We start from the raw sequence: 22,505 nt of genomic DNA, 5'->3' as shown, positions 1-22,505 counted from the left end.
AAGAAAGAACGCAATGTCTGTTCATGTCGTGTCTGAAATGGCGGTGTTGATGCGCCGCGAAGCCGTCTTGGGTGCCATGGCCCGTTGGCAGTCCCACCGTTGGGTGCTGGCCGATGTGGTGCCGCAAGAGGTGGGTTTTGGCCAAGCCCCACGCTGCCTGCGCCAAACCGATGACGAAGTGCTTTGGCTCTACCCCGGCTGGCCACTGGAATTGTTCAGCGACGATGCCGAGGGCTATTGGCTCAACCTCACTTCCCCCACGCCCAGTTTCTTTGTCATGTGGCGACTGCAAGAAGGGCGCGATGGCCAAGAGGAGCTGGCCGTGCCCCAAGCCCTGAGCTTGAGTTATCACGACGCCGGACGCTGGCTCGATGCCCAGGAAACGGTGGAAAACGTGCCCGCGTCACCCGAAGTGGTGGCCCGGTTGCAGGCCTTCACCGACGCGTTTTATGTGCCCGAAGTCAAGCGCCGTCAACGCCCACAAAGCTTTCAGGGTTTGACAGACCGCTTTGGCCAGCCCGCCTCGGTCAGCACAACTGAAAAACGCAAAGGTGGGAGGCAGGGCCCATGAGCGAGCACTTTTTCAGTCGCTGGTCGCAGCGCAAACAAGCCGTGGCCAAGGGCTTGCCTGTGGCCGAACCGGTTGCCCCAGCAAGTCCGACCGAGTTGCCTGGCGTGCCTGGACCCTCCGAATTGCAGCAGCGCTCCAAAGCTTCGCCCCCATCGCAAGCCGCAGCTCAAGCCGATTCGCAGTCCAGCGAGACGCCCGCACAGCCCTTGCCCAGCCTGGACGACGCCCGTGCCTTGACGCCTGAATCGGACTTTCAGCCCTTCATGCGCCCTGGCGTCACAGCCGATGTGCGCAATGTGGCCATGAAAAAGCTCTTCACCGACCCGCATTTCAACGTGATGGACGGGCTCGACATTTACATCGGCGACTACAACACCCCGGACCCGCTGCCTGCGGGCATGTTGGAGAAAATGGTGGGTGCGCAATTGCTGGGTTTGTTGGACAAACCCGATGAAGCCGCCGCCAAGACGGCGACCCCGGCAGGGGCCGTGCCGACCACACAGGGGGCTTCGAGCGACCTCGGTGGAAACCCTGATCAAAGTCCTGCAACGCAGGAAGGCTCGCCAGTTGTGGCACAGTCGCCGACTTCCCTGACCGATTCGGCAGGACCGGCCAGCCCCGTGCTTCAGCCCCATGTCAACGCGCACCCAGAACATGACCACCCTGATTTGCAATTGCAACCAAACCATGCCCCTGCAAGCCCAAGCCCTGGGCCAAGCACTGGGTGAAGACCTGACGCTGCACACCACCTTGTGCCGCCGCGAGGCAGGCCAATTTCAAAAAGCCGTGAAAACCGGCGAGACCGTGGTGGTGGCCTGCACCCAAGAAAAGCGTTTGTTCAGTGAACTGGCTGAGCAAACCGAAGGCGCCATCTCGCCGATTCGTTTTGTCAACATCCGCGAAACCGGCGGCTGGGGCCGTGAGGCCGCGCACGCCACACCCAAAATGGCCGCCCTGTTGGCGGCAGCCCGTTTGCCTGAGCCCGAGCCGGTGGCCACGGTCACCTACAAAAGCGAAGGCCGTGTGCTGATCATCGGTGCGATCGATGCCGCCGAACGCGCTGCCAGCTTTTTGGCCGATGCGATGCAGGTCACGATTTTTGCCCAAGGCCCCGGTAACGCCGGGGGCAGCCAAGAGCGGCGTTTTCCGGTGCTGGCCGGTCGCTTGCAAGGCTTCAAGGGCTGGTTGGGCGCGTTCGACGTGTCTTGGGACGCCAGCAACCCGATTGACCTGGACCTGTGCACCCGCTGCAACGCCTGTGTGGCCGCCTGCCCTGAGCAGGCCATTGGTCTCGATTACCAAGTGGACCTGTCGCGTTGCACTTCGCACCGCGACTGCGTCAAGGTGTGCGAAGCCGCAGGGGCCATCGACTTCAGCCGCGACGCCCGTCCACAAACCGAGCGCTTTGATGTGGTGCTGGACCTGCGCGGCGACCAAGCCTCGCCCACGTTCACCTCACACGCCTTGCCGCAAGGCTATTTCCGCTGGGACGGGCAAGACCTGTCCACCTTGCTCAAGGTGCGCGAGTTGGTGGGTGAGTTTGAAAAGCCCCGCTTTTTTGCATACAAACAAAAGCTCTGCGCCCACAGCCGCAACGAGCAAGTGGGCTGCAGCGCCTGCATCGACATCTGCTCGGCCGAGGCTGTGCGCTCGGACAAAAGCCGCCAGCAAATCGTGGTCAACCCCAACCTGTGTGTGGGCTGCGGCGCCTGCACCACCGCTTGCCCCACGGGGGCCCTCACCTACGCCTACCCGCGTCCGGCAGAGCAGGGCGCCAAGATCCGCGCACTGCTGTCGGCCTATCAGGCTGCGGGTGGGCGCGATGCCGCGCTGCTGCTGCACAGCCAAGAAAAAGGTCAGGCCCTGATCGACGAGCTGGGTCGGGGTGCGCAGCTGGGCGTCATGCAGGGCGTGCCCGCCCGCGTGATACCCGTGGCGCTGTGGCACACCGCAAGTGTGGGCATGGAGCTGTGGCTCTCGGCCGTGGCCTATGGCGCACGCCAGGTCATGGTGTTGCTTACCCAAGAAGAGGCCCCGCAATACCGCGCAGCGCTCATGGAGCAAATGGCTGTGGCCCAAAGTCTGCTGAATGGCCTGGGCTACACCGGCGCGCATTTCCAGCTGATCGAGGCCAAAACCGCCAGCGCTCTGGACGGCGATTTGCAGCGCTTGTGTGCCCGCAGTCTTAAGGTCGCCAGCCTGCCCACAGGCCCGGCGGTCGCAGCCCGCCACGCGGTGCAGGCCGAAAAACGCAGCAACCTGGAGCTGGTCATCGACCACCTGATGGCTCAGTCTACCGTCATGGCCATGGATGAGGCCACTCGTCCCAAGGCGCTCGATTTGCCCGCGGCAGGTTCGCCCCTGGGCAGCATCACCGTGGACGGCAGCAAGTGCACGCTGTGCATGAGCTGCGTGGGCGCTTGCCCCTCTTCGGCACTGCAAGACAACCCGCTTCAACCCGAGCTGAAGTTTGTCGAGAAAAATTGTGTGCAGTGCGGCCTGTGTGCCAAAACCTGCCCCGAAACCGCCATCACGCTTCAGCCGCGTTTGTCTTTGATGCCTGAGCGCGCTCAGCCAAGGGTGGTGCACAGCAGCCCACCTTATGCCTGCATCCGCTGCGCCAAACCCTTTGGCACGCTCAAGGCCATCGAGACCATGTTGGGACGGCTGACGGGCCACAGCATGTTCCAAGGCCCGGCCCTTGAGCGCCTGAAAATGTGCGGTGACTGCCGCGTCATCGACATGTTCACCGACGAAAACCAGGTGCGCATCACCGATGGCCCGCTGCCCCCCAAAACCCGATGAATGGTTGCCATGAGCCAAGACCTGAACCTGAGTGCCTCCAGCCATGCGCTGGACGAAGAAACCGCCCGCGCCGAGTTGTATGGCCTGCTCTCGCAGCTGCTCTATGCCGCGCCTTCAGTCGACTTGCTGGGCCAATTGCAGGTGGCCGTGACCGAGGCCCCCGATGCCGGAGGCTTTCTGGAAGAGCCTTGGCGTGAGCTGGTGGCCAGCGCTCGCAGCCTGAACCACGCGCAGGTGGCGGCCGAATACAACCGTCTGTTTGGCGGCGTCGGTAAGCCTGAGGTTTACCTGTATGGCTCGCATTACCTCAGTGGCTTTTTGAATGAAAAACCGCTGGTCAAACTGCGCGACGATCTGGCGACCTTGGGCTTGGGCAAAGGCGAGGGCATGTCAGACACGGAAGACCATGTGGCCTACGTGTTCGAGGTCATGCGCTACCTGATTGCCGGGGACGATGTGACCGTGTCCAACCTCACCCAGCAAATGGCTTTTTTCAGCCAGCATGTACAGCCTTGGGTGACCCGCATGTGCCAGGCCATCCAGGCCCATCCACAAGCCGCTTTCTATGCCCGCGTGGCCGATTTCACAGCCGCCTTCATGGGCGTCGAGGCCCAAGGCTTTGACTTGGTGAATTGAATTATTTTGCGCTAGCGCTTGAAAAAAATGACAAGACCCATTCGGGTTTGTACTTAGGGGCAAAGTTGAGGGGGAGCCCATAATGTGAACTGAGCGGTAATTTTTTACGCTTGAAAGTTCAACAACGATTGGAGACTACCTTGTCAGACAACCAAACCCCACGCCGTCGCAATCTTCTCAAGGGCGCAGCTGTTGCCGCTGGTGCCATTTCCGCGCCCATGATCGCCAAGGCTCAAACCGGCCCGATCTCCATGCGCTGGCAGAGCACTTGGCCCGCCAAGGACATCTTCCACGAATACGCCTTGGACTACGCCAAGAAGGTCAACGACATGACCGGTGGCGATTTGAAGATCGAGGTGTTGCCCGCTGGCGCCGTGGTGCCTGCGTTTGGTTTGCTGGAAGCCGTGTCCAAAGGTACTTTGGACGGTGGTCACGGAGTGTTGGGTTACCACTACGGCAAGCAAAATGCCTTGGCCCTGTGGAATTCTGGCCCGGCTTTCGGCATGGATGCCAACATGATTTTGGCCTGGCACAAGTACGGCGGTGGTGCTGAGCTGTTGGCCAAGTTGTACGCCTCGATTGGCGGCAACGTGCAATCGTTCCTGTACGGTCCGATGTCCACTCAGCCCCTGGGCTGGTTCAAAAAGCCCATCACCAAGTCCTCTGATTTCAAAGGCTTGAAGTTCCGCACCAACGGTTTGGCCATCGATTTGTTCACCGCCATGGGTGCTGCCGTGAACGCCTTGCCAGGCGGCGAAATTGTGCCAGCGATGGACCGCGGCTTGCTCGATGGTGCCGAATTCAACAACGCCACCTCTGACCGCATCTTGGGCTTCCCCGATGTCTCCAAGGTCTGCATGCTGCAAAGCTACCACCAGAGCGCCGAGACCTTCGAGATCATGTTCAACAAGACCAAGTACGACGCCTTGCCCGCCAAGATGAAGTCGGTCATCGCGATTGCCACTGAGGCGGCTTCGGCAGACATGTCTTGGAAGGCCATTGACCGTTACTCGAAGGACTACATCGAGTTGCAAACCAAGGACAAGGTCAAGTTCTACAAAACACCTGACGCGATTTTGCAAGACCAGCTGAAAATCTGGACTGAAATCGTTGAAAAGAAGTCCGCAGAAAATCCTTTGTTCAAGGAAATTGTGGCCTCTCAACGCGCTTTCGCTCAGCGCGCAGTCAAGTGGGACCAGGACACCAACATCAGCCGTCGCATGGCTGTGAACCACTTCTTCGGCGCCAAAAAGGCCTGATTTTTTTCAGCTGAGCCACCCCATCAGCCATCCGGCACCACCGGATGGCTGATTTACTTATGTGATCCCTTATGCAAAACCTCTTGCTCTTCATTGACAAAGTCAGCACTTGGATTGGCCAGTTTTTTTCCTGGCTGATCGTGGCGTTGACCCTACTGATCTCTTGGGAGGTCTTTTCACGTTATGTGATGGACAACCCCCACCCGTGGGCTTTTGATGTGATGAGCATGATGTATGGCACTTTGTTCATGATGGCGGGTGCCTACACCCTGTCCAAGAACGGTCATGTGCGCGGCGATGTGCTGTATGGTTTTTTCCCGCCACGCCTGCAGGCTTGGTTAGACCTGATTCTTTACATTGTGTTTTTCATTCCAGGGGTGGTGGCTTTGGCTTACGCGGGTTACGGCTTTGCGGCCGAGTCGTGGGCCATCAATGAACACTCCAACATCACGGCCAACGGTCCCCCGGTGTACCCCTTCAAAACCATTTTGCCTTTGGCAGGTGCCTTTTTGTTGGCCCAGGGTCTGGTTGAAATCGTGCGCTGCATTGTCTGCATCAAGCAAGGCGAGTGGCCCAAGCGTGGCGATGACGTGGACGAAGTGGACGTCGAAAAACTCAAGGAAATGGTCAACGTGAAAGACGAAGACATTGCCAAATTGGGCGAGTTGGCGACTGTGAAGGGAACACAAAAATGAAAAAAGAAGTCTGGTTTGGTTTGACGATCATGGCCTTGGTCGTGTTGTCGGCCTTTGTTTTGTTGCCCACGCCCTCGGAGATGACCAACGGCCATCTGGGCCTGTTGATGTTGGCGCTGGTGGTGGTGGCGATCATGTTGGGTTTCCCAACCGCTTTCACTTTGATGGGCATGGGCATGATCTTCGCGTGGATTGCCTACAAGAGTCAAAACCCCGATTTGGCGGTCCAGCAAACTCTGGACCTGATGGTTCAGCGTGCTTATTCGGTCATGTCCAACGACGTGCTGATCTCGATTCCTTTGTTCGTGTTCATGGGCTACTTGATTGAACGCGCCAACCTGATCGAAAAACTGTTCAAGAGCATGCACCTGGCCATGGCCCGTTTGCCGGGCTCTTTGGCCGTGGCCACCATCGTGACCTGCGCCATTTTTGCCACGGCCACCGGCATCGTGGGCGCGGTGGTGACACTCATGGGCTTGCTGGCGCTGCCCGCCATGCTGCGAGCCGGTTACAGCGTTCAGTTGTCCGCGGGTGCGATCACCGCGGGTGGTTGCTTGGGCATTTTGATTCCGCCTTCGGTCATGTTGATCGTTTACGGCGCAACGGCCGGCGTGTCGGTCGTCAAGCTCTACGCCGGTGCCTTCTTCCCCGGCATCATGTTGGCCACTTTGTATGTACTCTACGTGGTGATCATCGCCAAATGGAAGCCGCACATGGCACCGCCCATGTCGGCCGAAGACCGCATTGTGCCTTTGCCTGCTTTTGCGCAAGTGGTGTCCAAAGACATCAGCAACACTGTGTTGCCTGGCCTGATCGGTGCGATCAAAGGCAAGCGCAATGCAGCAGTGCCCATGCGCGAGTTACTCAACCACCTGGTGATTGCCTTGCTGCCGCTTTTGGCTGTGGCCGCGATCATGGGCACGATCTATTTCAAGGTCACTGCACCACTGCCGGTCGAAACGGTCGAGGGTGTTGTGGCCATGGGCGGTGAATTGTCGGACTCCGTGGAAACGGCTGAAGAAGGCGAAAGCATCAGTGGTTTGTCTGAGCCTGAGGCCGATGGCTTGCAGCTTCCGCCTGGTACAGAAGCGGTGTCTGCCGCCTCAGAGGCCGTGTCCACTGCACAAGCGCCCAAAGAGGCGACACCAGCTCCCGCTGCTGCGGCAGTGACGGCTGATGCCGAGTCGGCTGCTGCAGAACGTCAAGATGCGCCCCTGTCTTTTTGGATCGGTTTGGCCAGTTGCGCGGTGGCCTTGGCCATCTTCTACGCTTACTTCAGTTTTGCACGACTTGAAATCTTCAAGATGCTGCTGGGTTCGTTCTTCCCGCTGGCCCTCATGATTTTGGCCGTGCTCGGCACCATCGTGTTTGGCCTGGCCACACCGACCGAGGCAGCGGCCATGGGTTCGCTGGGCGGCTTGTTGCTGGCGGCGGCTTACCGCAGGCTCAACTACGTGGTCCTGCGCGAGTCGGTGTACCTGACGGCCAAAACCAGCGCCATGGTGTGCTGGTTGTTTGTGGGCTCGAGCATCTTCTCGGCGGCGTTTGCGCTGTTGGGCGGCCAGGAGATCATCAACAGTTGGGTGCTGGGCATGGACCTGACACCTGTGCAGTTCATGATCTTGGCGCAAGTGGTCATTTTCTTGTTGGGTTGGCCTTTGGAGTGGACCGAGATCATCGTGATTTTCATGCCGATCTTCATTCCTTTGCTGCCTCACTTTGGCATCGATCCGCTGTTCTTCGGCTTGTTGGTGGCCTTGAACCTGCAGACCGCATTCCTGAGCCCTCCCGTGGCCATGGCCGCGTTCTACCTGAAGGGCGTGAGCCCTCCACACGTCACGCTCAACCAGATCTTCGCAGGCATGTTGCCTTTCATGGCGATCCAAGTTTTTGCGATTGTGCTGCTCTACATGTTCCCGGCCATCGGCATGTGGTTGCCTGAAGTTCTTTACAAATAAGCAATCCACCGTGCGCCCGCTAACACAATGCCCAAATGGCGTGTGTGCGTGGGCGCTTTTTTCGACCTTTGCGGGTTTTGGCTGTCACCTGCTTGACGTAAATGATTTGAACTAAGGGTTTTTTTCATGACAAGCCTGCTGGGCAGACAGTAAGATCGCCTATGCATCTTTTTGCCTAGGCCAAAAATTCTGCTGACTCATCAGCCCGCCCATTTTCAGGAGTCTTTGATGCCATCTAAAACTTCCTCTCTGTCGCGCCGCACCCTGTTCTCAGGGGCTGCCACCGTGGGTGCTGTGGCAGCAGCCACAGCCGTTTTGCCCGGTGTCGTGAAGCCAGCCGCGCCCGTGGCCAAGGCTTTGCCAAAGCCCACACGCGGCGGTGGTTACACCCTGAGCGAACACGTTCAGCAGTACTACAAGACCACCCGCGTCTGAGTTTTTCTTTTTTCTTTCCTGTTCAACTCAACTGGAGTCCTCCATGTTGCTGACCAAAAAAACTTCCAGCACATCAGGTGCTGCTTCATCTGCTTTCGTCCACAGCCTGCGCCGTGGTCTGTCGCAGGCTTTGCCCACCATGGATCGCCGCAGTTTTCTGCGCCGCTCGGGTTTGGGTGTGGGTGTCGGATTGGCTGCATCGCAGCTCACCTTGGTGCAAAAGGCCCACGCGGGCAAAGGCACATCCATCGTGGGTGCTGGCAAGGTCGAAGTCAAGCGCACTGTTTGCACCCACTGCTCGGTAGGCTGTGCGGTTGATGCGGTGGTCGAAAACGGGGTTTGGGTTCGTCAAGAGCCCGTGTTTGATTCCCCCATCAACTTGGGTGCCCATTGCGCCAAAGGCGCTGCTTTGCGCGAGCACGGCCATGGTGAGTACCGTTTGCGCTACCCCATGAAATTGGTCAACGGCAAATACGAGCGCATCAGCTGGGATACAGCCTTGAACGAGATCAGCGCCAAGATGCTGGAGCTGCGCAAGGCGAGTGGCCCGGACAGTATTTATGTGGTGGGCTCGTCTAAAAGCAACAACGAGCAAGCCTATTTGCTGCGCAAGTTCATGAGTTTCTGGGGCAGTAATAACTGTGACCACCAAGCGCGTATTTGCCACTCCACCACGGTGGCTGGTGTCGCCAACACCTGGGGTTACGGCGCGATGACCAACTCGTACAACGACATGCAAAACAGCAAGGTCGCTTTGTACATTGGCTCCAATGCGGCCGAAGCCCACCCCGTGTCGATGTTGCACATGCTGCACGCCAAGGAAAACGGCTGCAAGATGATTGTGGTCGACCCCCGCTTCACCCGCACAGCGGCCAAGGCCGATGAGTACGTGCGCATCCGCTCGGGCACGGACATTCCTTTCTTGTTCGGTTTGATGTACCACATCTTCAAGAACGGCTGGGAAGACAAAAAATACATCAACGACCGTGTCTTTGGCATGGACGCGATCAAAGCCGAAGTCATGGCCAAGTGGACGCCTGACAAGGTCGAAGAAGCGTGCGGGGTCAAAGAAGACCAGGTCTTCAAGATCGCCAAAATGCTGCACGAGAACAACCCCGGCACCATCGTCTGGTGCATGGGCCAGACGCAGCACACGATTGGTAACGCCATCGTCCGTGCCTCTTGCCTCTTGCAATTGGCCTTGGGCAATGTGGGCAAGACCGGCGGTGGCACCAACATCTTCCGTGGCCACGACAACGTGCAAGGCGCAACCGATGTGGGTCCCAACCCCGATTCACTGCCCGGTTACTACGGCTTGGCCGAAGGCTCTTGGAAACACTTTGCCAACGCTTGGGGTGTGGACTTCGAGTGGATCAAAAAGCAGTTTGCCAGCCCTGCCATGATGGGAAAAAACGGCATTACCGTGTCGCGCTGGATCGACGGTGTGCTCGAGAACAACGAGCTGATTGACCAAGACAGCAACCTGCGTGGTGTGTTTTATTGGGGCCATGCCCCCAACTCGCAAACCCGCGGCTTGGACATGAAGCGGGCCATGGACAAGCTCGACTTGTTGGTGGTGGTGGACCCCTATCCATCGGCCACCGCGTCGATGGCGGCCATGCCCGGCAAGGCCGAAGACCTGAACCCCAACCGTGCTGTGTATTTGCTGCCTGCTTGCACGCAGTTTGAAACCTCGGGTTCCTGCACCGCGTCCAACCGCTCCATTCAGTGGCGCGAGAAGGTCATTGAGCCTTTGTGGGAGAGCCGTTCTGACCACATGATCATGTACCAATTGGCGCAAAAATTGGGCTTTGGTGCCGAGTTGGTCAAGAACTACAAAATGCAAAAAGTCGGCGGCATGGATGAGCCCATGCCCGAGGACATCTTGCGCGAAATCAACAAGAGCGTTTGGACCATTGGCTACACCGGCCAAAGCCCAGAGCGCTTGAAGGCCCACATGAAGAACATGCATGTGTTCGATGTGAAGACCTTGAAGGCCAAAGGTGGTAAAGACAAAGAAACCGGTTACGACTTCACCGGTGACTATTTCGGCTTGCCATGGCCTTGCTATGGCACCCCTGAACTCAAGCACCCCGGTTCGCCCAACTTGTATGACACCTCCAAGCACGTCATGGACGGCGGCGGTAACTTCCGCGCCAACTTTGGTGTGGAGCGTGATGGCAAGAGTCTGTTGGCCGAAGACGGTTCGCATTCGCTCGGTGCTGACATCACCACCGGTTACCCCGAACTCGACCACATCCTGCTCAAGAAACTGGGCTGGTGGGATGAGCTGACCGAGGCAGAAAAGGCCAAGGCCGAAGGCAAGAATTGGAAGACCGACTCATCGGGCGGCATGATCCGTGTGTTCATGAAAGGCCACGGTTGCCATCCTTTTGGCAATGCCAAGGCGCGTGCGGTGGTCTGGAACTTCCCAGACCCTATCCCTCAGCACCGCGAGCCTCTGTATGGTACCCGTCCGGACATGATGGCGAAGTACCCCACGCACGACGACCGTAAAGCCTTCTGGCGTTTGCCCACCTTGTACAAGACGGTTCAAGACAAAAACATCGCCGACAAGCTGCATGAGAAGTTCCCGCTCATCATGACCTCGGGTCGTTTGGTCGAGTACGAGGGCGGTGGTGAAGAAACCCGCTCTAACCCATGGCTTGCTGAATTGCAGCAGGAGATGTTTGTCGAGATCAACCCCAAGTCTGCTGCCGAGCGTGGCATCCGGAACGGCGAGCGTGCATGGGTGACCTCACCCACAGGTGCACGCATCAATGTGCAGGCCATGGTGACCGAGCGTGTTGCGCCCGATACCGTGTTTCTGCCTTTCCACTTCTCGGGTCGTTGGCAAGGTGTTGACATGTTGCCGCATTACCCCAAGGGTGCTGCGCCCATCGTGCGCGGCGAGGCTGTCAACACGGCCACCACCTATGGTTATGACAGCGTCACCATGATGCAAGAGACCAAGACCACCATCTGCAACATCGAAAAAGCCTAAGCGCTCCAGGAGAAAACGATGGCACGAATGAAATTTATTTGCGACGCAGAGCGTTGCATCGAGTGCAACGGTTGCGTGACCGCTTGCAAAAACGAACACGAAGTCCCGTGGGGTGTGAACCGCCGCCGTGTGGTCACTTTGAATGACGGCGTCCCGGGCGAAAAATCCATCTCGGTGGCCTGCATGCACTGCTCGGATGCCCCTTGCATGGCCGTTTGCCCGGTCAACTGCTTCTACAAAACCGACGAAGGCGTTGTGTTGCACGACAAGGACATTTGCATTGGTTGCGGCTATTGCTCGTATGCCTGCCCGTTTGGTGCCCCACAGTTCCCATCCAGCGGCGCCTTTGGTCTGCGCGGCAAGATGGACAAGTGCACTTTCTGTGCCGGTGGACCTGAAGAGCATGGCAGCCAGGCTGAGTTTGAGAAATACGGTCGCAACCGCCTGGCCGAAGGCAAATTGCCCGCCTGCGCCGAGATGTGCTCCACCAAGGCACTGCTGGCCGGTGACGGCGACGTGGTGGCCGACATTCTGCGTGGCCGTGTGGTCCAGCGTGGCAAAGGTGCCGAAGTTTGGGGCTGGGGAACGGCTTACGGCAACCAAGCCAAGGGAGCATGAGCATGAAAGCAGCCATCATTTTGAGCAGCCTGTTTTTGCTGGCCGCTTGCGGCGAAACGCGTCAAGACAAAGCCGGAGTTGGCTCTGACAAACCCGCGGTCGCAGGCACCGGTGTGGCGGTCTTTACCGATCCAGGTTGGAAAGCCGGTGACCAGGCTGGTTGGGCCAACCACCTCAAAGCCCGAGCACAATACGGTCAAAACGACCACGCCCGCGCTCCCAAGTGAGCAACAAGGAGAAGTTCATGCGTCGCTTCTTACTGACGATCGGGCTGGCTTTGGCTGCGTGGGGCGTTGCTGCCCAGACGCAGGCTCCTGCCGCTGCGCCCGCACCGGCTGAGACCAGCCTGGGCGTGAAAAGCGCCAACATCTTTCAGATCGCGCCGGGTGCCGACGCCGATCCGAAATACAAAGACCAGACCAATGCCGAGCGTGGCCAGGTCCAGCCGGGCAACAACGCGCCCATGTGGCGCTCTGTGGGTCAGGGCGCGACGGGTTTCACCAGCTTGCCTAAAAGCCAAGCGCCTGAAGCTGGCAACCTGATTCAGCCTTTTGTGCAGTACCCTGGCTCGCGCTTGGCTTCGGCAGGCGAGTCCTGGCGTCAGGTGCGCAACAACATCATCATCCCTTACGGGGCTGCTTTGTTGTTGATCGCTGTCGGTGCAATGGCTTTGTTTTATTTCAGCAAAGGCACGATCGAGTTGCATGGCCAGGAAACGGGCCGCAAGATCGAGCGCTTTACCCCATTTGAGCGTTCCGCTCATTGGGCCAATGCGATCGCTTTTTGTGCCTTGGCCATTTCGGGCATCGTGATTGCTTACGGCAAATATTTCTTGTTGCCGATTCTGGGTGACAACCTTTTCGGTTGGCTCACATTTGCCTTGAAGAACATCCACAACTTTGCAGGACCCTTGTTCGCGGTGTCACTGGTGATTGTGTTCATCACCTTCGTCAAAGACAACCTGCCCAGCAAAGACGACATGGTCTGGATCCTCAAAGGCGGCGGCTTGTTCTCTGGCACCGAAGTGCCTTCGCACCGGTTCAATGCCGGTGAAAAAGTGGTGTTCTGGGCCGGTGTTTTGTTCCTGGGTGTCATCGTGGTCGCCTCTGGCTTAGTGCTGAACATGCTCATCCCCGGCCTGATCTATGAGCGGTCCACCATGCAGATCGCCAACATGATCCACGGTGTGGCCAGTTTGTTCATGATGGCCATGTTCATTGGGCACATTTACATGGGCACATTGGGCATGCGCGGTGCCTACAAAGCCATGCGCACCGGCTATGTGGATGAAACATGGGCCAAAGAGCACCATGAGTTGTGGTACGACGATGTCAAGGCTGGCAAGATTCCGGCTCACCGTTCTGCTGCCTCGAACACCCCCGCCAACTCGAACGCTTCCACCGCTTCGGCCTGAGCCTGGAGAACTCTCATGAAAAAATACCTGCTTGTTTTGTCTGCATTGGCCATCAGCTTCGGTGCTGCCGCCAAATTGCCACCCCTCAGCGAAGAGGCGAAGGCTAAAGCGGCTGAGGCTGCGGCCAAAACCGCGCATGGCAACAAAGTTGCCGACTTCCAGCTGTGCAAGTCACGCGAAAAAGTGGCGGCGCACTATTACAAAACCAATGGCAAAGGCAAAGCTGCACCTACGGCTACGCCCGCCTGTGTAGACCCGGGTGCTTACAAGCCCGCAGAAACAGCAGCAGCCCCGGCTGCAGCGCCTGCCGCTGCGGGCGCCAAGCCTGCGGCCGCACCTGCCAAAAAAGGCTGATCCTTTTTTGCACCCCACTGCAAAATCCCCCGTCGGCAACGGCGGGGGATTTTTACGTTAGGCTCAAGCCATGTCTGCTGTTTTGAATGTCCCCGAGGCCGCTTCGGCCCTGCCCAAGCCCCACCTCACCCGAGCGCGTGCGCCCCTCACGCGCAGCGTGACCGTGACCAACGAATTCGGTGAAGTCTCCGAGACACAAATCCCCGCCGAACGGGCACTCACGATTTACCTGGACAAAAAAGAGCTGGTCACCCTGATGACGTTGGGTGCCGAGCCCGAGTGGCTGGTGCTGGGCTTCTTGCGCAACCAGCGCCTCATCGACTCGGTGGACCAAATCGAATCCATCACGGTAGATTGGACGATTGGCGAAGGCGAAGTGGGCGTGCCCGGTGTGGCCGCCGTCAAAACCCGCGCCAACGCCCAGGTGGTCATTGAGCGCAGCGCCGAGCGTGTGGTGACCACGGGGTGCGGGCAGGGCAGCGTGTTCGGTGATTTGATGGCGCACATCGACGAGATCGAATTGCCACCCGCGCAAATTACCCAAAGCCAGCTCTATGGTTTGGTCAACGCCATCCGCTTGCAAGAAACCACCTACAAGTCATCCGGCTCGGTGCATGGTTGCGCCTTGTTTCAGGGCGAGGAAATGTTGAAGTTCGTCGAAGACGTGGGCCGTCACAACGCGGTGGACACCATCGCGGGTTGGATGTGGATGCACGACGTGAGCGCCCAAGACAAGGTGTTCTACACCACCGGTCGCTTGACCAGCGAGATGGTCATCAAATCGGCACAGATGGGTGTGCCTGTGGTGGTGTCGCGCAGCGGCATCACCCAAATGGGCCTGGATGTCGCCAAACGCTTGGGCTTGTGTGCCATCGGCCGCGCCACCAACAAGCGCTTCTTGTGCTTCAGCGCTCCAGAGCGGCTCGTCTGGCAGCCTGAGTTGTTGACACCACCCGGCTGACCGCTAGCGTCGGCTTGCCGGGTCGTTTCCGGTCAATCAGCCGTTGATGAACTTGGGTGCGCGTTTGTTCAAAAACGCGTCCATGCCTTCTTTTTGATCGGCAGTAGCAAACAAACCGTGGAACAAGCGGCGCTCGAACATCACACCATCACTCAGCCCGCTTTCAAAGGCACGGTTTACGCTTTCCTTGGCCGCCATGGTCGCCAGTTGGCCGTAGCCACAAATCATCAGGGCAGCGCCCAATGTTTCTTCCATCAACTTGTCCAAAGGCACCACGCGGCTGACCAAGCCGCCACGCTCGGCCTCGGCGGCGTCCATCATGCGGCCCGTCAGCACCAAGTCCATGGCTTTGGACTTGCCCATGGCACGCGGCAGGCGCTGCGTGCCGCCGGCACCAGGGATGATGCCAATCTTGATTTCGGGTTGACCAAACTTGGCGTTATCGGCGGCGATGATGAAGTCGCACATCATGGCCAGCTCGCAGCCCCCCCCAGAGCAAAGCCGCTGACCGCCGCGATCACAGGCTTGCGGATGCTGCGGATGGTTTCCCAATTGCGGGTGATGAAGTCGTTTTTGTAGACCTCATGGAAGTTGAACTTGGCCATGGCCGAGATGTCGGCACCCGCCGCAAAAGCCTTTTCGCTGCCGGTGATGACGATGCAGCCAATGGCCTCGTCGGCGTCAAAAGCCTTGAGCGCCAAGCCCAACTCGTCCATCAAAGCGCCGTTCAGGGCGTTCAGCGCTTTGGGGCGGTTGAGGGTGATGATGCCAACTTGGCCGGCTTCGGTGCGGACTTCGATGTTTTCGTAGCTCAAGGTTTTCTCCAGCAGTGGGTCAAATCAATATGAGACTATAACCACGCCAACTGAGCTGAAGCTGTCGCTCTGGCGCTGGGCATGGCTGGGGCCAACACGGGTAAAACACTAGGGAAAACATTCACCAACCGTACGGTCGGTTAATGGTACAGTGCTGCATTCAGGAGACCCCAAATGACCGAATCGACTGCAACGGTGCTGTACGAAGCGCGAGGCGCCGTGGCGCTGATCACCCTCAATCGCCCACAAGCCCTCAACAGTTTCACCCGTGCCATGCACCATGATCTGTGGGCTGTGCTCGATCAGGCCGAGGCCAATCCGGCCATCCGTGCCGCCGTCATCACGGGCGCTGGCCGAGGCTTTTGTGCCGGGGCCGATCTGTCTGATTTTGATTTCACCCCTGGCCCCAACCAGGTCGAACGTGCCGACCCCGGCCCCATCATCGACCAGGCCTTTAACCCCAGCACGCGGCGTCTGCAGTCGCTGCGCATGCCCACCATTGCCGCTGTCAATGGCGTGGCCGCAGGCGCGGGCGCGTCCATGGTCATGGCCTGCGACATCGCGATTGCTGCGCCGGGCGCCAGCTTCATTCAGGCGTTCAGCAAAATTGGTTTGATCCCCGATGCAGGAGGCAGCTGGTTGCTGGTCGAGAGACTGGGCCTGGCCCGCGCCATGGCGCTGGCCATGACGGGCGACAAGCTGGCCGCCCAACAGGCCAAGGACTGGGGCATGATTTGGGACGTGGCAGAAGACCCGCTGGCCAGCGCCTTGGCTCTGGCCGAGCGCCTGGCCAACATGCCCACCAAAGCCCTGGTCGCCACCCGCGCCTTGCTCCAATCGGCCACCACCCGAACCCTGTCCGAGCACCTGGACACGGAGCGCGACACCCAGTCGGCCCTGGGCCGCACGCACGATTACTTCGAAGGCGTTCAAGCCTTCCTCGAAAAACGCAGTCCCCAATTCAAAGGCGAATGATGAGCGACCCCCAAGCACTGGCCCGTTTGGTGGGCGAGACCATGTTCGCCGTCGACGTGGCGTCCAAAGACACCATGGGCATGGAACTGCTCGCCTGCGAGCCCGGTCGCGCCCTGATGCGCATGACGGTGAAGGCGCTGCACCTGAACGGTCACCAAATTTGCCACGGCGGCTTCATCTTCACGCTGGCTGATTCGACGTTTGCTTTTGCCTGCAACAGCTACAACAAGAATGCGGTGGCCGCGGGTTGCAGCATCGAGTTTCTGAAGCCCGGTAAGTTGGGTGATGTGCTGACCTGCGAAGGCCTCGAGCAGACCCTGAGCGGACGCCATGGCATCTACGACATGAGAGTCACCAACCAGAACGGTGAAGTGATCGCCATGTTCCGCGGCAAGAGTGCACAAATTGCGGGCACCGTGGTGCCGGAATAAATCAATGAATGGGGGGACAGGTCTTCAGCCCTGTCCCAAGCTGATCAAGTGGAGTTTTGAATGAGCCAAAAAGCCTTCCCCCTGGAGCCGATTGAAAAGGCCAGCATCGACGAAATGCGCAGCCTGCAGCTCAAGCGCCTGCAGCAAACCCTGCAGCACGCCTATGCCAACTCGCCTGTGTACCGCGCCAAGTTCGATGCGGCAGGCGTGCACCCGGACGATTGCAAGACGCTGGCCGACATCGCTAAGTTCCCCTTCACCACCAAGTCGGACCTGCGCGACAGTTACCCCTTTGGCATGTTCGCCGTGCCGCGCGAGCAATGCGCCCGCATCCACGCCTCCAGCGGCACCACCGGCAAACCCACGGTGGTGGGCTACACCCTCAAAGACATCGACACCTGGTCGACTGTGGTGGCTCGCAGCATCCGCGCAGGCGGCGCCAAGCCGGGTGACATGGTGCACATCAGCTACGGCTACGGCTTGTTCACTGGCGGTATGGGTGCGCACTACGGCGCCGAAAAACTGGGCCTGACGGTGGTGCCTTTTGGTGGTGGTCAGACAGAGCGTCAAGTGCAGCTGATTCAGGATTTCAAGTCCAATATCATCATGGTCACGCCCAGCTACATGCTGGCCATTGCCGATGAATTTGAGCGCCAAGGCATCGACCCCAAAACCAGTTCACTGCGCATCGGCATCTTCGGTGCCGAGCCCTGGACCAACGACATGCGCTCCGCGATCGAAAAGCGCATGAACATTGACGCCGTCGACATTTACGGCCTGTCCGAAGTGATGGGGCCCGGTGTGGCCAGCGAGTGCATCGACACCAAAGACGGCCCGACCATCTGGGAAGACCATTTTTACCCCGAGATCATCCACCCCGAAACCGGCGAGTCAGTGGCCGACGGCGAGATGGGCGAGCTGGTCTTCACCAGCCTCACCAAAGAAGCGCTGCCCATCATCCGTTACCGCACGCGCGACCTCACGCGCTTGTTGCCGGGCACGGCACGCCCGAGCATGCGCCGCATGGAAAAGGTCACGGGCCGCAGCGACGACATGATGATCATCCGCGGTGTGAACGTGTTCCCCAGCCAGATCGAAGAGCTGATCCTCAAACGCGCTGAGCTGGCCCCGCACTACCAGTGCGTGCTGACCCGCGAAGGCCCGATGGACGACCTCAAAGTGCTGATCGAGACCAAGCCCGGCGTGTCCCCCGAAAGCCTCGAAGCCCGTGCGGCCGCCAAGCAGCTGCAGCACGAGATCAAGGTCTACATTGGATCGAGTGTGGCCATCGAGCTCAAGCCCGAAGGCGGCGTCGAGCGCAGCCAGGGCAAGGCCAAACGCGTGGTGGACTTGCGCGGCAAGTGAATCAGGCCGCAGGCCACTGATGGGCCGCGCGTTCCTTGGGCACGCGCAGCAGCCAGTGGCTTGCTTGCGCAGGCACCGTGAGCGGTAAGCGCAGCAGCCGTTTGTCACGCGAGACGAGCGCTGTCAATTGGCGCTCTTTGCCCAGCAAGGCGGGCAGTTCGTCGAGCTTGCCCAGACGCCAGCTGCCGCCTCGGCCTTTGGCACCCACATCCAAACCCAGCCATTCGTCGCCAGCAGCCAGGCCCGCCGCTTCGGCGGCGCTGCCGCGCAGCACCACTTTGACCTGCACACTCCCAACAGCCTCGCTCACGCGCAGGCCCAGGCGCTGCGCCATGGCCGAGGTCTCCGCCTCCACCGTGATGCCATGCGCCGTGAGCAGCTCGCGCAGCGGCAGCTCTTGTGTGCTGTGCGCCCAGCGCTGGATCTCGCCCGCCCAACTGCGGCCGGTCACGGCGCGCAATTCGTCCAGCAGGTCCTGCTCGCGCATGGGGCCAGCCTTGCAGCGCTTCCAAAGGCCGCGCATCACGGTGTCAAGCGTGTGGCCCTCGGTTTTGAATTCGCGGCGCAGCGTCAGGTCCAAGCACAAAGCCACGAGCGAGCCCTTGGTGTAGTAACTCACAGTGGCGTTGGCGGTGTTCTCGTCTTGGCGGTAGTACTTGACCCAGGCGTCGAAGCTCGCCTGCGCCACGCTTTGCACATGGCGCCCGGGTGTTTGCTGCACTTGTGCGATGGTTTTGCCCACCAGCTCGATGTAAGTGGCGTCGTCGATCAGCCCTGCACGGCGCAGCAAGATGTCGTCGTAATAGCTGGTGAAGCCTTCAAAGAACCACAGCAACTGCGTGTAGTTTTCCTGGCTGTAGTCGTAGCGGGCAAAGGCATCGGGGCGCAGCTGCTTGACGTTCCAGGTGTGGAAGTATTCGTGGCTGATCAGGCCCAGCAGTGTGGTGTAGCCCTCTGATTTTCGGGGGCTGGCAGACAGGCTGTTGTGGCGCGGCAAATCATCGCGTTTGCAAATCAACGCTGTGCTGTTTCGGTGCTCCAGCCCGCCATAGCCGTCGTGTACTGCGTTGAGCATGAACAGGTAGTTTTTGTGCGGCGCTTTTTTGCCTGCAGCTTTGCCTGGCCCGTGCCAAAAGTGGATGGCGGCCTCGCAGATCTTTTGTGTGTCGGCCAGCAGGCGTTCGCCGTCAAAAGAGGGCAGGGCTCCGGCCACCACAAAGCGATGCGGCACGCCGCAGGCGTTGAAGCTGCCACTCCAAAACGGGCCCAGCTCCACCGGGCAATCGACCAGCTCGTCGTAGTGGGCGGCTTGGTACAGGCCAAAGCCTTTTTTGTTGGTTTTGATGGGTGTGAGGCCTGTGGCGGCCTGCCAGGTGGGCTGGCTTTTGACAGGTGGCAGCTGCAACTGGTGTGGCGCCTGTTCTTGTCCGTGCACCCGCAGGCACAGGCTGGTGCCATTGAAGAAACCGCGTTGGCTGTCCAGCCAGGCGGTGCGCACCGAATTGTCAAAGGCATAGACCTCGTAACTCAGCACCAGGGGCTGATCACTCTTGCACGCGATCGTCCAGCTGCATTTGTCTTGCTGCTGGGTGGGCAGGCTGCGTCGGCCTTGTTTGGCGCTCAGGTTTTGCAGGTTTTTGGAAAACTCGCGTACCAAATAACTGCCCGGAATCCACACCGGCAGCGACACGGTTTGCTGCGCTGCGGGTTGCGCGACAGTGATCGTGACCCGAAACAGGTGGGCATGCAGGTCAGCGGCTTCAATGGTGTAGTGGATGGCGGTCATGTGTGTTGTGACTCAGGTTGCACCTGCGGCCAAAAAGCAGCTCAAGCTGGCCACGGTGGTCAATTGCAGGCGCATGGGCAGCCAGGGGGCCAGGCCCGCGGCGGGCCAGGTGCGGCGGTCCATCACATAGCAGCCGATCAGCACAAAGCCCAGCAGGGGCAAGCCCGCGAAGGCGGGCATCATCACGCCCACCCAGGCCAGCAAAGAGGGTGCCACGCCCCAGGTGAAGTGGATGCGCGGTGCGTTGGGACTGATCAAGGCATTGCGAAAACCCACACCCCAGTGGATACCACCCAGAAACGACACGATCACCGCGCCATAGCTTTGCATGGACAGGGCCACATAGGGGTGCAGCTCGGGGCCCACCAGCCACAGGCACAGGGCCAAAAACACAAAAGGAATCAGCCCGGCGTAGCCCAGGCGACGGATCAGTCGCCAGGTCGGGTCTTCGGTCATGGGGAGGTTCTGTGGGATTGTCATTTGATCTCGGCGAGCATTTTTTCAACTTGCGCCATGGGCACGGCACCGGGCACACGAGAGCCATCGGCAAACAAGAGCAGAGGGGTGCCGGTGATGCGGTTTTTCTGGCCAAAGGCCACGATGGTGTCCACCGCCGAGGCGTCGCAGTTGGCGGCAGGGGGCAGCGTGCCGTTGATCATCCAGTCGTTCCAGACCTTGGCCTTGTCTTTGGCGCACCAGATGTTTTTGGACTTGTTCTTGGAGTCCTCGCCCAGCACGGGGTAGAGGAAGTGGTAGATGGTCACGTTGTCCAGTTTTTGCAGGTCTTTTTCGAAACGCTTGCAATAACCGCAGTTGGGGTCGGCAAACACGGCCAGTTTGCGTTTGCCGTCGCCGCGCACCTGGGTGAAGGCGGTCTTCATGGGCAACTGGTCAAAGGGGATGGCCGAGAGTTTGTCCATGCGCTCTTCGGTCAGGTTGCGCTTTTGTTTGACGTCGATCAGTGCGCCTTGAATCAGGAAGTTGCCCGTGGCATCGCTGTACATCACCTCGTTGCCCATGCGGATCTCGAACAACCCGTTCATCGGGGTCTTGCTCACCTCGTCGATCTTGGGCAGGTTGGGCAAGCGTTCGCTCAGGTTTTTGCGGATGGCCGCTTCCTGGGCCATCACGCTGCCCAGCGACAGGGCCGTGGTGGCCACGATCAGCGCCAGTTTGGAGAGAAGGAACTTCATGGAGAGGACTTTCGGGGAAAAAAAAGGACGGATCAGCGGGTGGCCTTGGTTGAGGCGGCCGGGGCACTTTGGCCCATGGCGCGTTGTGTCATCCAGTGTTTGAGCGGGCCGCTGCGGTCAAAGCCGCGCATGCCCCAGTTGCGCAAGTTTTGCCACACCGGTCCGGGTTGAGCAAACAAGCGCTGCAGGCCATCGGTCACCAGGCCCATGGCTTGCACATCGGCTTGGCGTGCACGTTCGTAGCGGCGCAGCAGTTTGGGGTCGTAGAGGGGCCGCCAAAATTCCTTGGCGCGGATCACGCGCACCAGCTCGGCCGCATCGCCCAGGCCCACGTTCAGGCCCTGACCGGCCAGCGGGTGCAGGGCATGGGCCGCGTCACCGGCCAATGCAAAGGCTTGTTTGTTTTGGCCCGGCATGGGGCCGATCCAGCGCTCAGCCCGGGCCAGTTGCAGCGGCCACACCGCACGCTCGGCCGACAGCTGCATGCCGCCCAAAGCGTGACCACAGGCCCCGGCCAGCGCTGCAGCAAAGTCTTCGGCGCTCAGGCCCATGAGCTCTTGCGCCCGCAGCGGGTGCACCGACCACACCAGCGCCACCTCGCGCCCGCCTTCGCCGCCTAGGGGCAGCAGGGCCAGCACTTCGGCTTGGGGCTGCGACAGACCGGGCGCGTGGCTCCAGCCAAACCATTGCCGGGCAATGCCTTCGTGCGCCCGCTCGCACAGCAGGCGGGTGGCCAGAGCGTGTTGTTCGTAATGCGTGATGTCAAAGCCCACGCCCAGCTCGGCCCGCGTCTGGCTGGCGCGGCCTTCACACACCACCGTGAGCGGTGCGGCTACGGGGGCCTGCACCACTTGAATCTGGGGCTGAAACTGCACGGCCTGGGCCAGGCGATCTTGCAGCACCGGCACGTCCACCATCCAATTGAGTTCGCCCACACCATGGTCACCCGCGCCAAAGTGGAGCTGTCCACCATCGTCACCCCACACCTGCATCTGGTGCACGGGCGTGACGGCAGGCGCTTCGGGCCAGCAGCGCAGGTCTTGCAACAAGGCCTTGGCCGCGCCGTTGAGTGAATAAGCACGCACGTCAGGGGTGGCCGTGGGGGCAGGGACGTCGACCAAGGCCACGTTCAGCCGCTCGCGGGCTAGCAGCAAAGCCAAGGTGCGGCCCACGATGCCAGCGCCACGGATGCAAATGTCAGGGGGAAGAGCCATGCCCGCATTGTAAGGA

The 22,505-nt window shown here is 59.8% G+C and carries 21 protein-coding genes and 1 pseudogene; 17 read left to right on the top strand and 5 right to left on the bottom strand.

What is annotated here, in order from left to right:
- Positions 1–13: 13 nt before the first annotated feature.
- The 14 genes from L63ED372_RS11120 to L63ED372_RS11055 all read left to right on the top strand — a co-directional run bounded on the left by L63ED372_RS11120 (position 14) and on the right by L63ED372_RS11055 (position 14,710).
- The gene (locus L63ED372_RS11120) at positions 14–571 is read left to right on the top strand and encodes a DUF3305 domain-containing protein (protein ID WP_062406017.1); all 558 of its coding nucleotides are present in this window, start codon (positions 14–16) and stop codon (positions 569–571) included.
- Positions 568–1,299 (top strand): DUF3306 domain-containing protein, encoded by a 732-nt coding sequence (locus L63ED372_RS11115; protein WP_062406016.1) that lies wholly within the window; start codon positions 568–570, stop codon positions 1,297–1,299. Before L63ED372_RS11120 ends, L63ED372_RS11115 begins: the two co-directional genes overlap by 4 nt.
- Positions 1,226–3,376: a 4Fe-4S dicluster domain-containing protein gene (locus L63ED372_RS11110; protein WP_231624485.1), complete on the top strand. Its 2,151-nt coding sequence runs from the start codon at positions 1,226–1,228 to the stop codon at positions 3,374–3,376. Before L63ED372_RS11115 ends, L63ED372_RS11110 begins: the two co-directional genes overlap by 74 nt.
- Positions 3,377–3,385: 9 nt before the next feature.
- A complete protein-coding gene (locus tag L63ED372_RS11105) occupies positions 3,386–4,012 on the top strand; it encodes a TorD/DmsD family molecular chaperone (protein ID WP_062407979.1) in 627 nt (208 codons plus the stop codon).
- Between the two features lie 218 nt (positions 4,013–4,230).
- Positions 4,231–5,271: a TRAP transporter substrate-binding protein gene (locus L63ED372_RS11100; protein WP_197275367.1), complete on the top strand. Its 1,041-nt coding sequence runs from the start codon at positions 4,231–4,233 to the stop codon at positions 5,269–5,271.
- A 71-nt stretch (positions 5,272–5,342) separates the two neighbouring features.
- Positions 5,343–5,966, top strand: a complete 624-nt coding sequence (locus tag L63ED372_RS11095; RefSeq protein ID WP_062406013.1) for a TRAP transporter small permease subunit — start codon at positions 5,343–5,345, stop codon at positions 5,964–5,966.
- Positions 5,963–7,924 carry a TRAP transporter large permease gene (locus L63ED372_RS11090; protein WP_062406012.1) on the top strand — a complete coding sequence of 654 codons (1,962 nt, stop codon included), beginning with the start codon at positions 5,963–5,965 and terminating at the stop codon, positions 7,922–7,924. The genes L63ED372_RS11095 and L63ED372_RS11090 overlap by 4 nt, the downstream gene beginning before the upstream one ends.
- Positions 7,925–8,152: 228 nt before the next feature.
- Positions 8,153–8,359: a hypothetical protein gene (locus L63ED372_RS11085; RefSeq protein ID WP_062406011.1), complete on the top strand. Its 207-nt coding sequence runs from the start codon at positions 8,153–8,155 to the stop codon at positions 8,357–8,359.
- Positions 8,360–8,402: 43 nt separating this feature from the next.
- A complete protein-coding gene (locus L63ED372_RS11080) occupies positions 8,403–11,363 on the top strand; it encodes a formate dehydrogenase subunit alpha (protein WP_062406010.1) in 2,961 nt (986 codons plus the stop codon).
- Positions 11,364–11,381: 18 nt separating this feature from the next.
- Positions 11,382–11,981 (top strand): formate dehydrogenase FDH3 subunit beta, encoded by a 600-nt coding sequence (gene fdh3B, locus L63ED372_RS11075; protein WP_062406009.1) that lies wholly within the window; start codon positions 11,382–11,384, stop codon positions 11,979–11,981.
- Positions 11,982–11,983: 2 nt separating this feature from the next.
- The gene (locus L63ED372_RS11070; RefSeq protein WP_442915107.1) at positions 11,984–12,208 is read left to right on the top strand and encodes a hypothetical protein; all 225 of its coding nucleotides are present in this window, start codon (positions 11,984–11,986) and stop codon (positions 12,206–12,208) included.
- A 17-nt stretch (positions 12,209–12,225) separates the two neighbouring features.
- On the top strand, positions 12,226–13,395 hold the full coding sequence (locus L63ED372_RS11065; protein ID WP_062407977.1) for a formate dehydrogenase subunit gamma: 1,170 nt from the start codon (positions 12,226–12,228) through the stop codon (positions 13,393–13,395).
- Positions 13,396–13,410: 15 nt separating this feature from the next.
- Positions 13,411–13,749 carry a hypothetical protein gene (locus tag L63ED372_RS11060; RefSeq protein ID WP_062406007.1) on the top strand — a complete coding sequence of 113 codons (339 nt, stop codon included), beginning with the start codon at positions 13,411–13,413 and terminating at the stop codon, positions 13,747–13,749.
- Between the two features lie 70 nt (positions 13,750–13,819).
- A complete protein-coding gene (locus tag L63ED372_RS11055; RefSeq protein ID WP_062406006.1) occupies positions 13,820–14,710 on the top strand; it encodes a formate dehydrogenase accessory sulfurtransferase FdhD in 891 nt (296 codons plus the stop codon).
- 36 nt (positions 14,711–14,746) lie between these two features.
- On the opposite strand, the pseudogene L63ED372_RS11050 reads toward L63ED372_RS11055, so the two are convergent.
- Positions 14,747–15,525: pseudogene (locus tag L63ED372_RS11050) on the bottom strand (enoyl-CoA hydratase).
- A gap of 174 nt (positions 15,526–15,699) precedes the next feature.
- Here L63ED372_RS11050 and L63ED372_RS11045 point away from each other — a divergent pair.
- The 3 genes from L63ED372_RS11045 to paaK are packed head-to-tail and all read left to right on the top strand — an operon-like array spanning position 15,700 to position 18,296.
- The gene (locus tag L63ED372_RS11045; protein ID WP_062406005.1) at positions 15,700–16,500 is read left to right on the top strand and encodes an enoyl-CoA hydratase-related protein; all 801 of its coding nucleotides are present in this window, start codon (positions 15,700–15,702) and stop codon (positions 16,498–16,500) included.
- Positions 16,497–16,931, top strand: a complete 435-nt coding sequence (gene paaI / locus L63ED372_RS11040; RefSeq protein WP_082431685.1) for a hydroxyphenylacetyl-CoA thioesterase PaaI — start codon at positions 16,497–16,499, stop codon at positions 16,929–16,931. The genes L63ED372_RS11045 and paaI overlap by 4 nt, the downstream gene beginning before the upstream one ends.
- A gap of 60 nt (positions 16,932–16,991) precedes the next feature.
- The gene (gene paaK / locus L63ED372_RS11035) at positions 16,992–18,296 is read left to right on the top strand and encodes a phenylacetate--CoA ligase PaaK (protein ID WP_062406003.1); all 1,305 of its coding nucleotides are present in this window, start codon (positions 16,992–16,994) and stop codon (positions 18,294–18,296) included.
- Between the two features lies 1 nt (position 18,297).
- On the opposite strand, the gene L63ED372_RS11030 is transcribed toward paaK, so the two are convergent.
- Genes L63ED372_RS11030 through L63ED372_RS11015 form a run of 4 tightly spaced genes read right to left on the bottom strand, consistent with a single transcriptional unit; the run spans position 18,298 to position 22,489 of the window.
- A complete protein-coding gene (locus L63ED372_RS11030) occupies positions 18,298–20,082 on the bottom strand; it encodes a M61 family metallopeptidase (protein ID WP_062406002.1) in 1,785 nt (594 codons plus the stop codon).
- 12 nt (positions 20,083–20,094) lie between these two features.
- Positions 20,095–20,538 carry a DUF3429 domain-containing protein gene (locus tag L63ED372_RS11025; protein ID WP_156343620.1) on the bottom strand — a complete coding sequence of 148 codons (444 nt, stop codon included), beginning with the start codon at positions 20,536–20,538 and terminating at the stop codon, positions 20,095–20,097.
- Between the two features lie 20 nt (positions 20,539–20,558).
- Positions 20,559–21,275, bottom strand: a complete 717-nt coding sequence (locus L63ED372_RS11020) for a DsbC family protein (protein ID WP_062406000.1) — start codon at positions 21,273–21,275, stop codon at positions 20,559–20,561.
- Positions 21,276–21,307: 32 nt separating this feature from the next.
- Positions 21,308–22,489 (bottom strand): FAD-dependent monooxygenase, encoded by a 1,182-nt coding sequence (locus tag L63ED372_RS11015; protein ID WP_062405999.1) that lies wholly within the window; start codon positions 22,487–22,489, stop codon positions 21,308–21,310.
- Between the last annotated feature and the right edge of the window lie 16 nt (positions 22,490–22,505).

The organism is Limnohabitans sp. 63ED37-2 (genome assembly GCF_001412535.1).
GTDB lineage: Bacteria > Pseudomonadota > Gammaproteobacteria > Burkholderiales > Burkholderiaceae_C > Limnohabitans_A.
The sequence above is the reverse complement of the archived record's forward strand: the minus strand, read 5'-3'. Positions and strand labels throughout refer to the sequence as shown.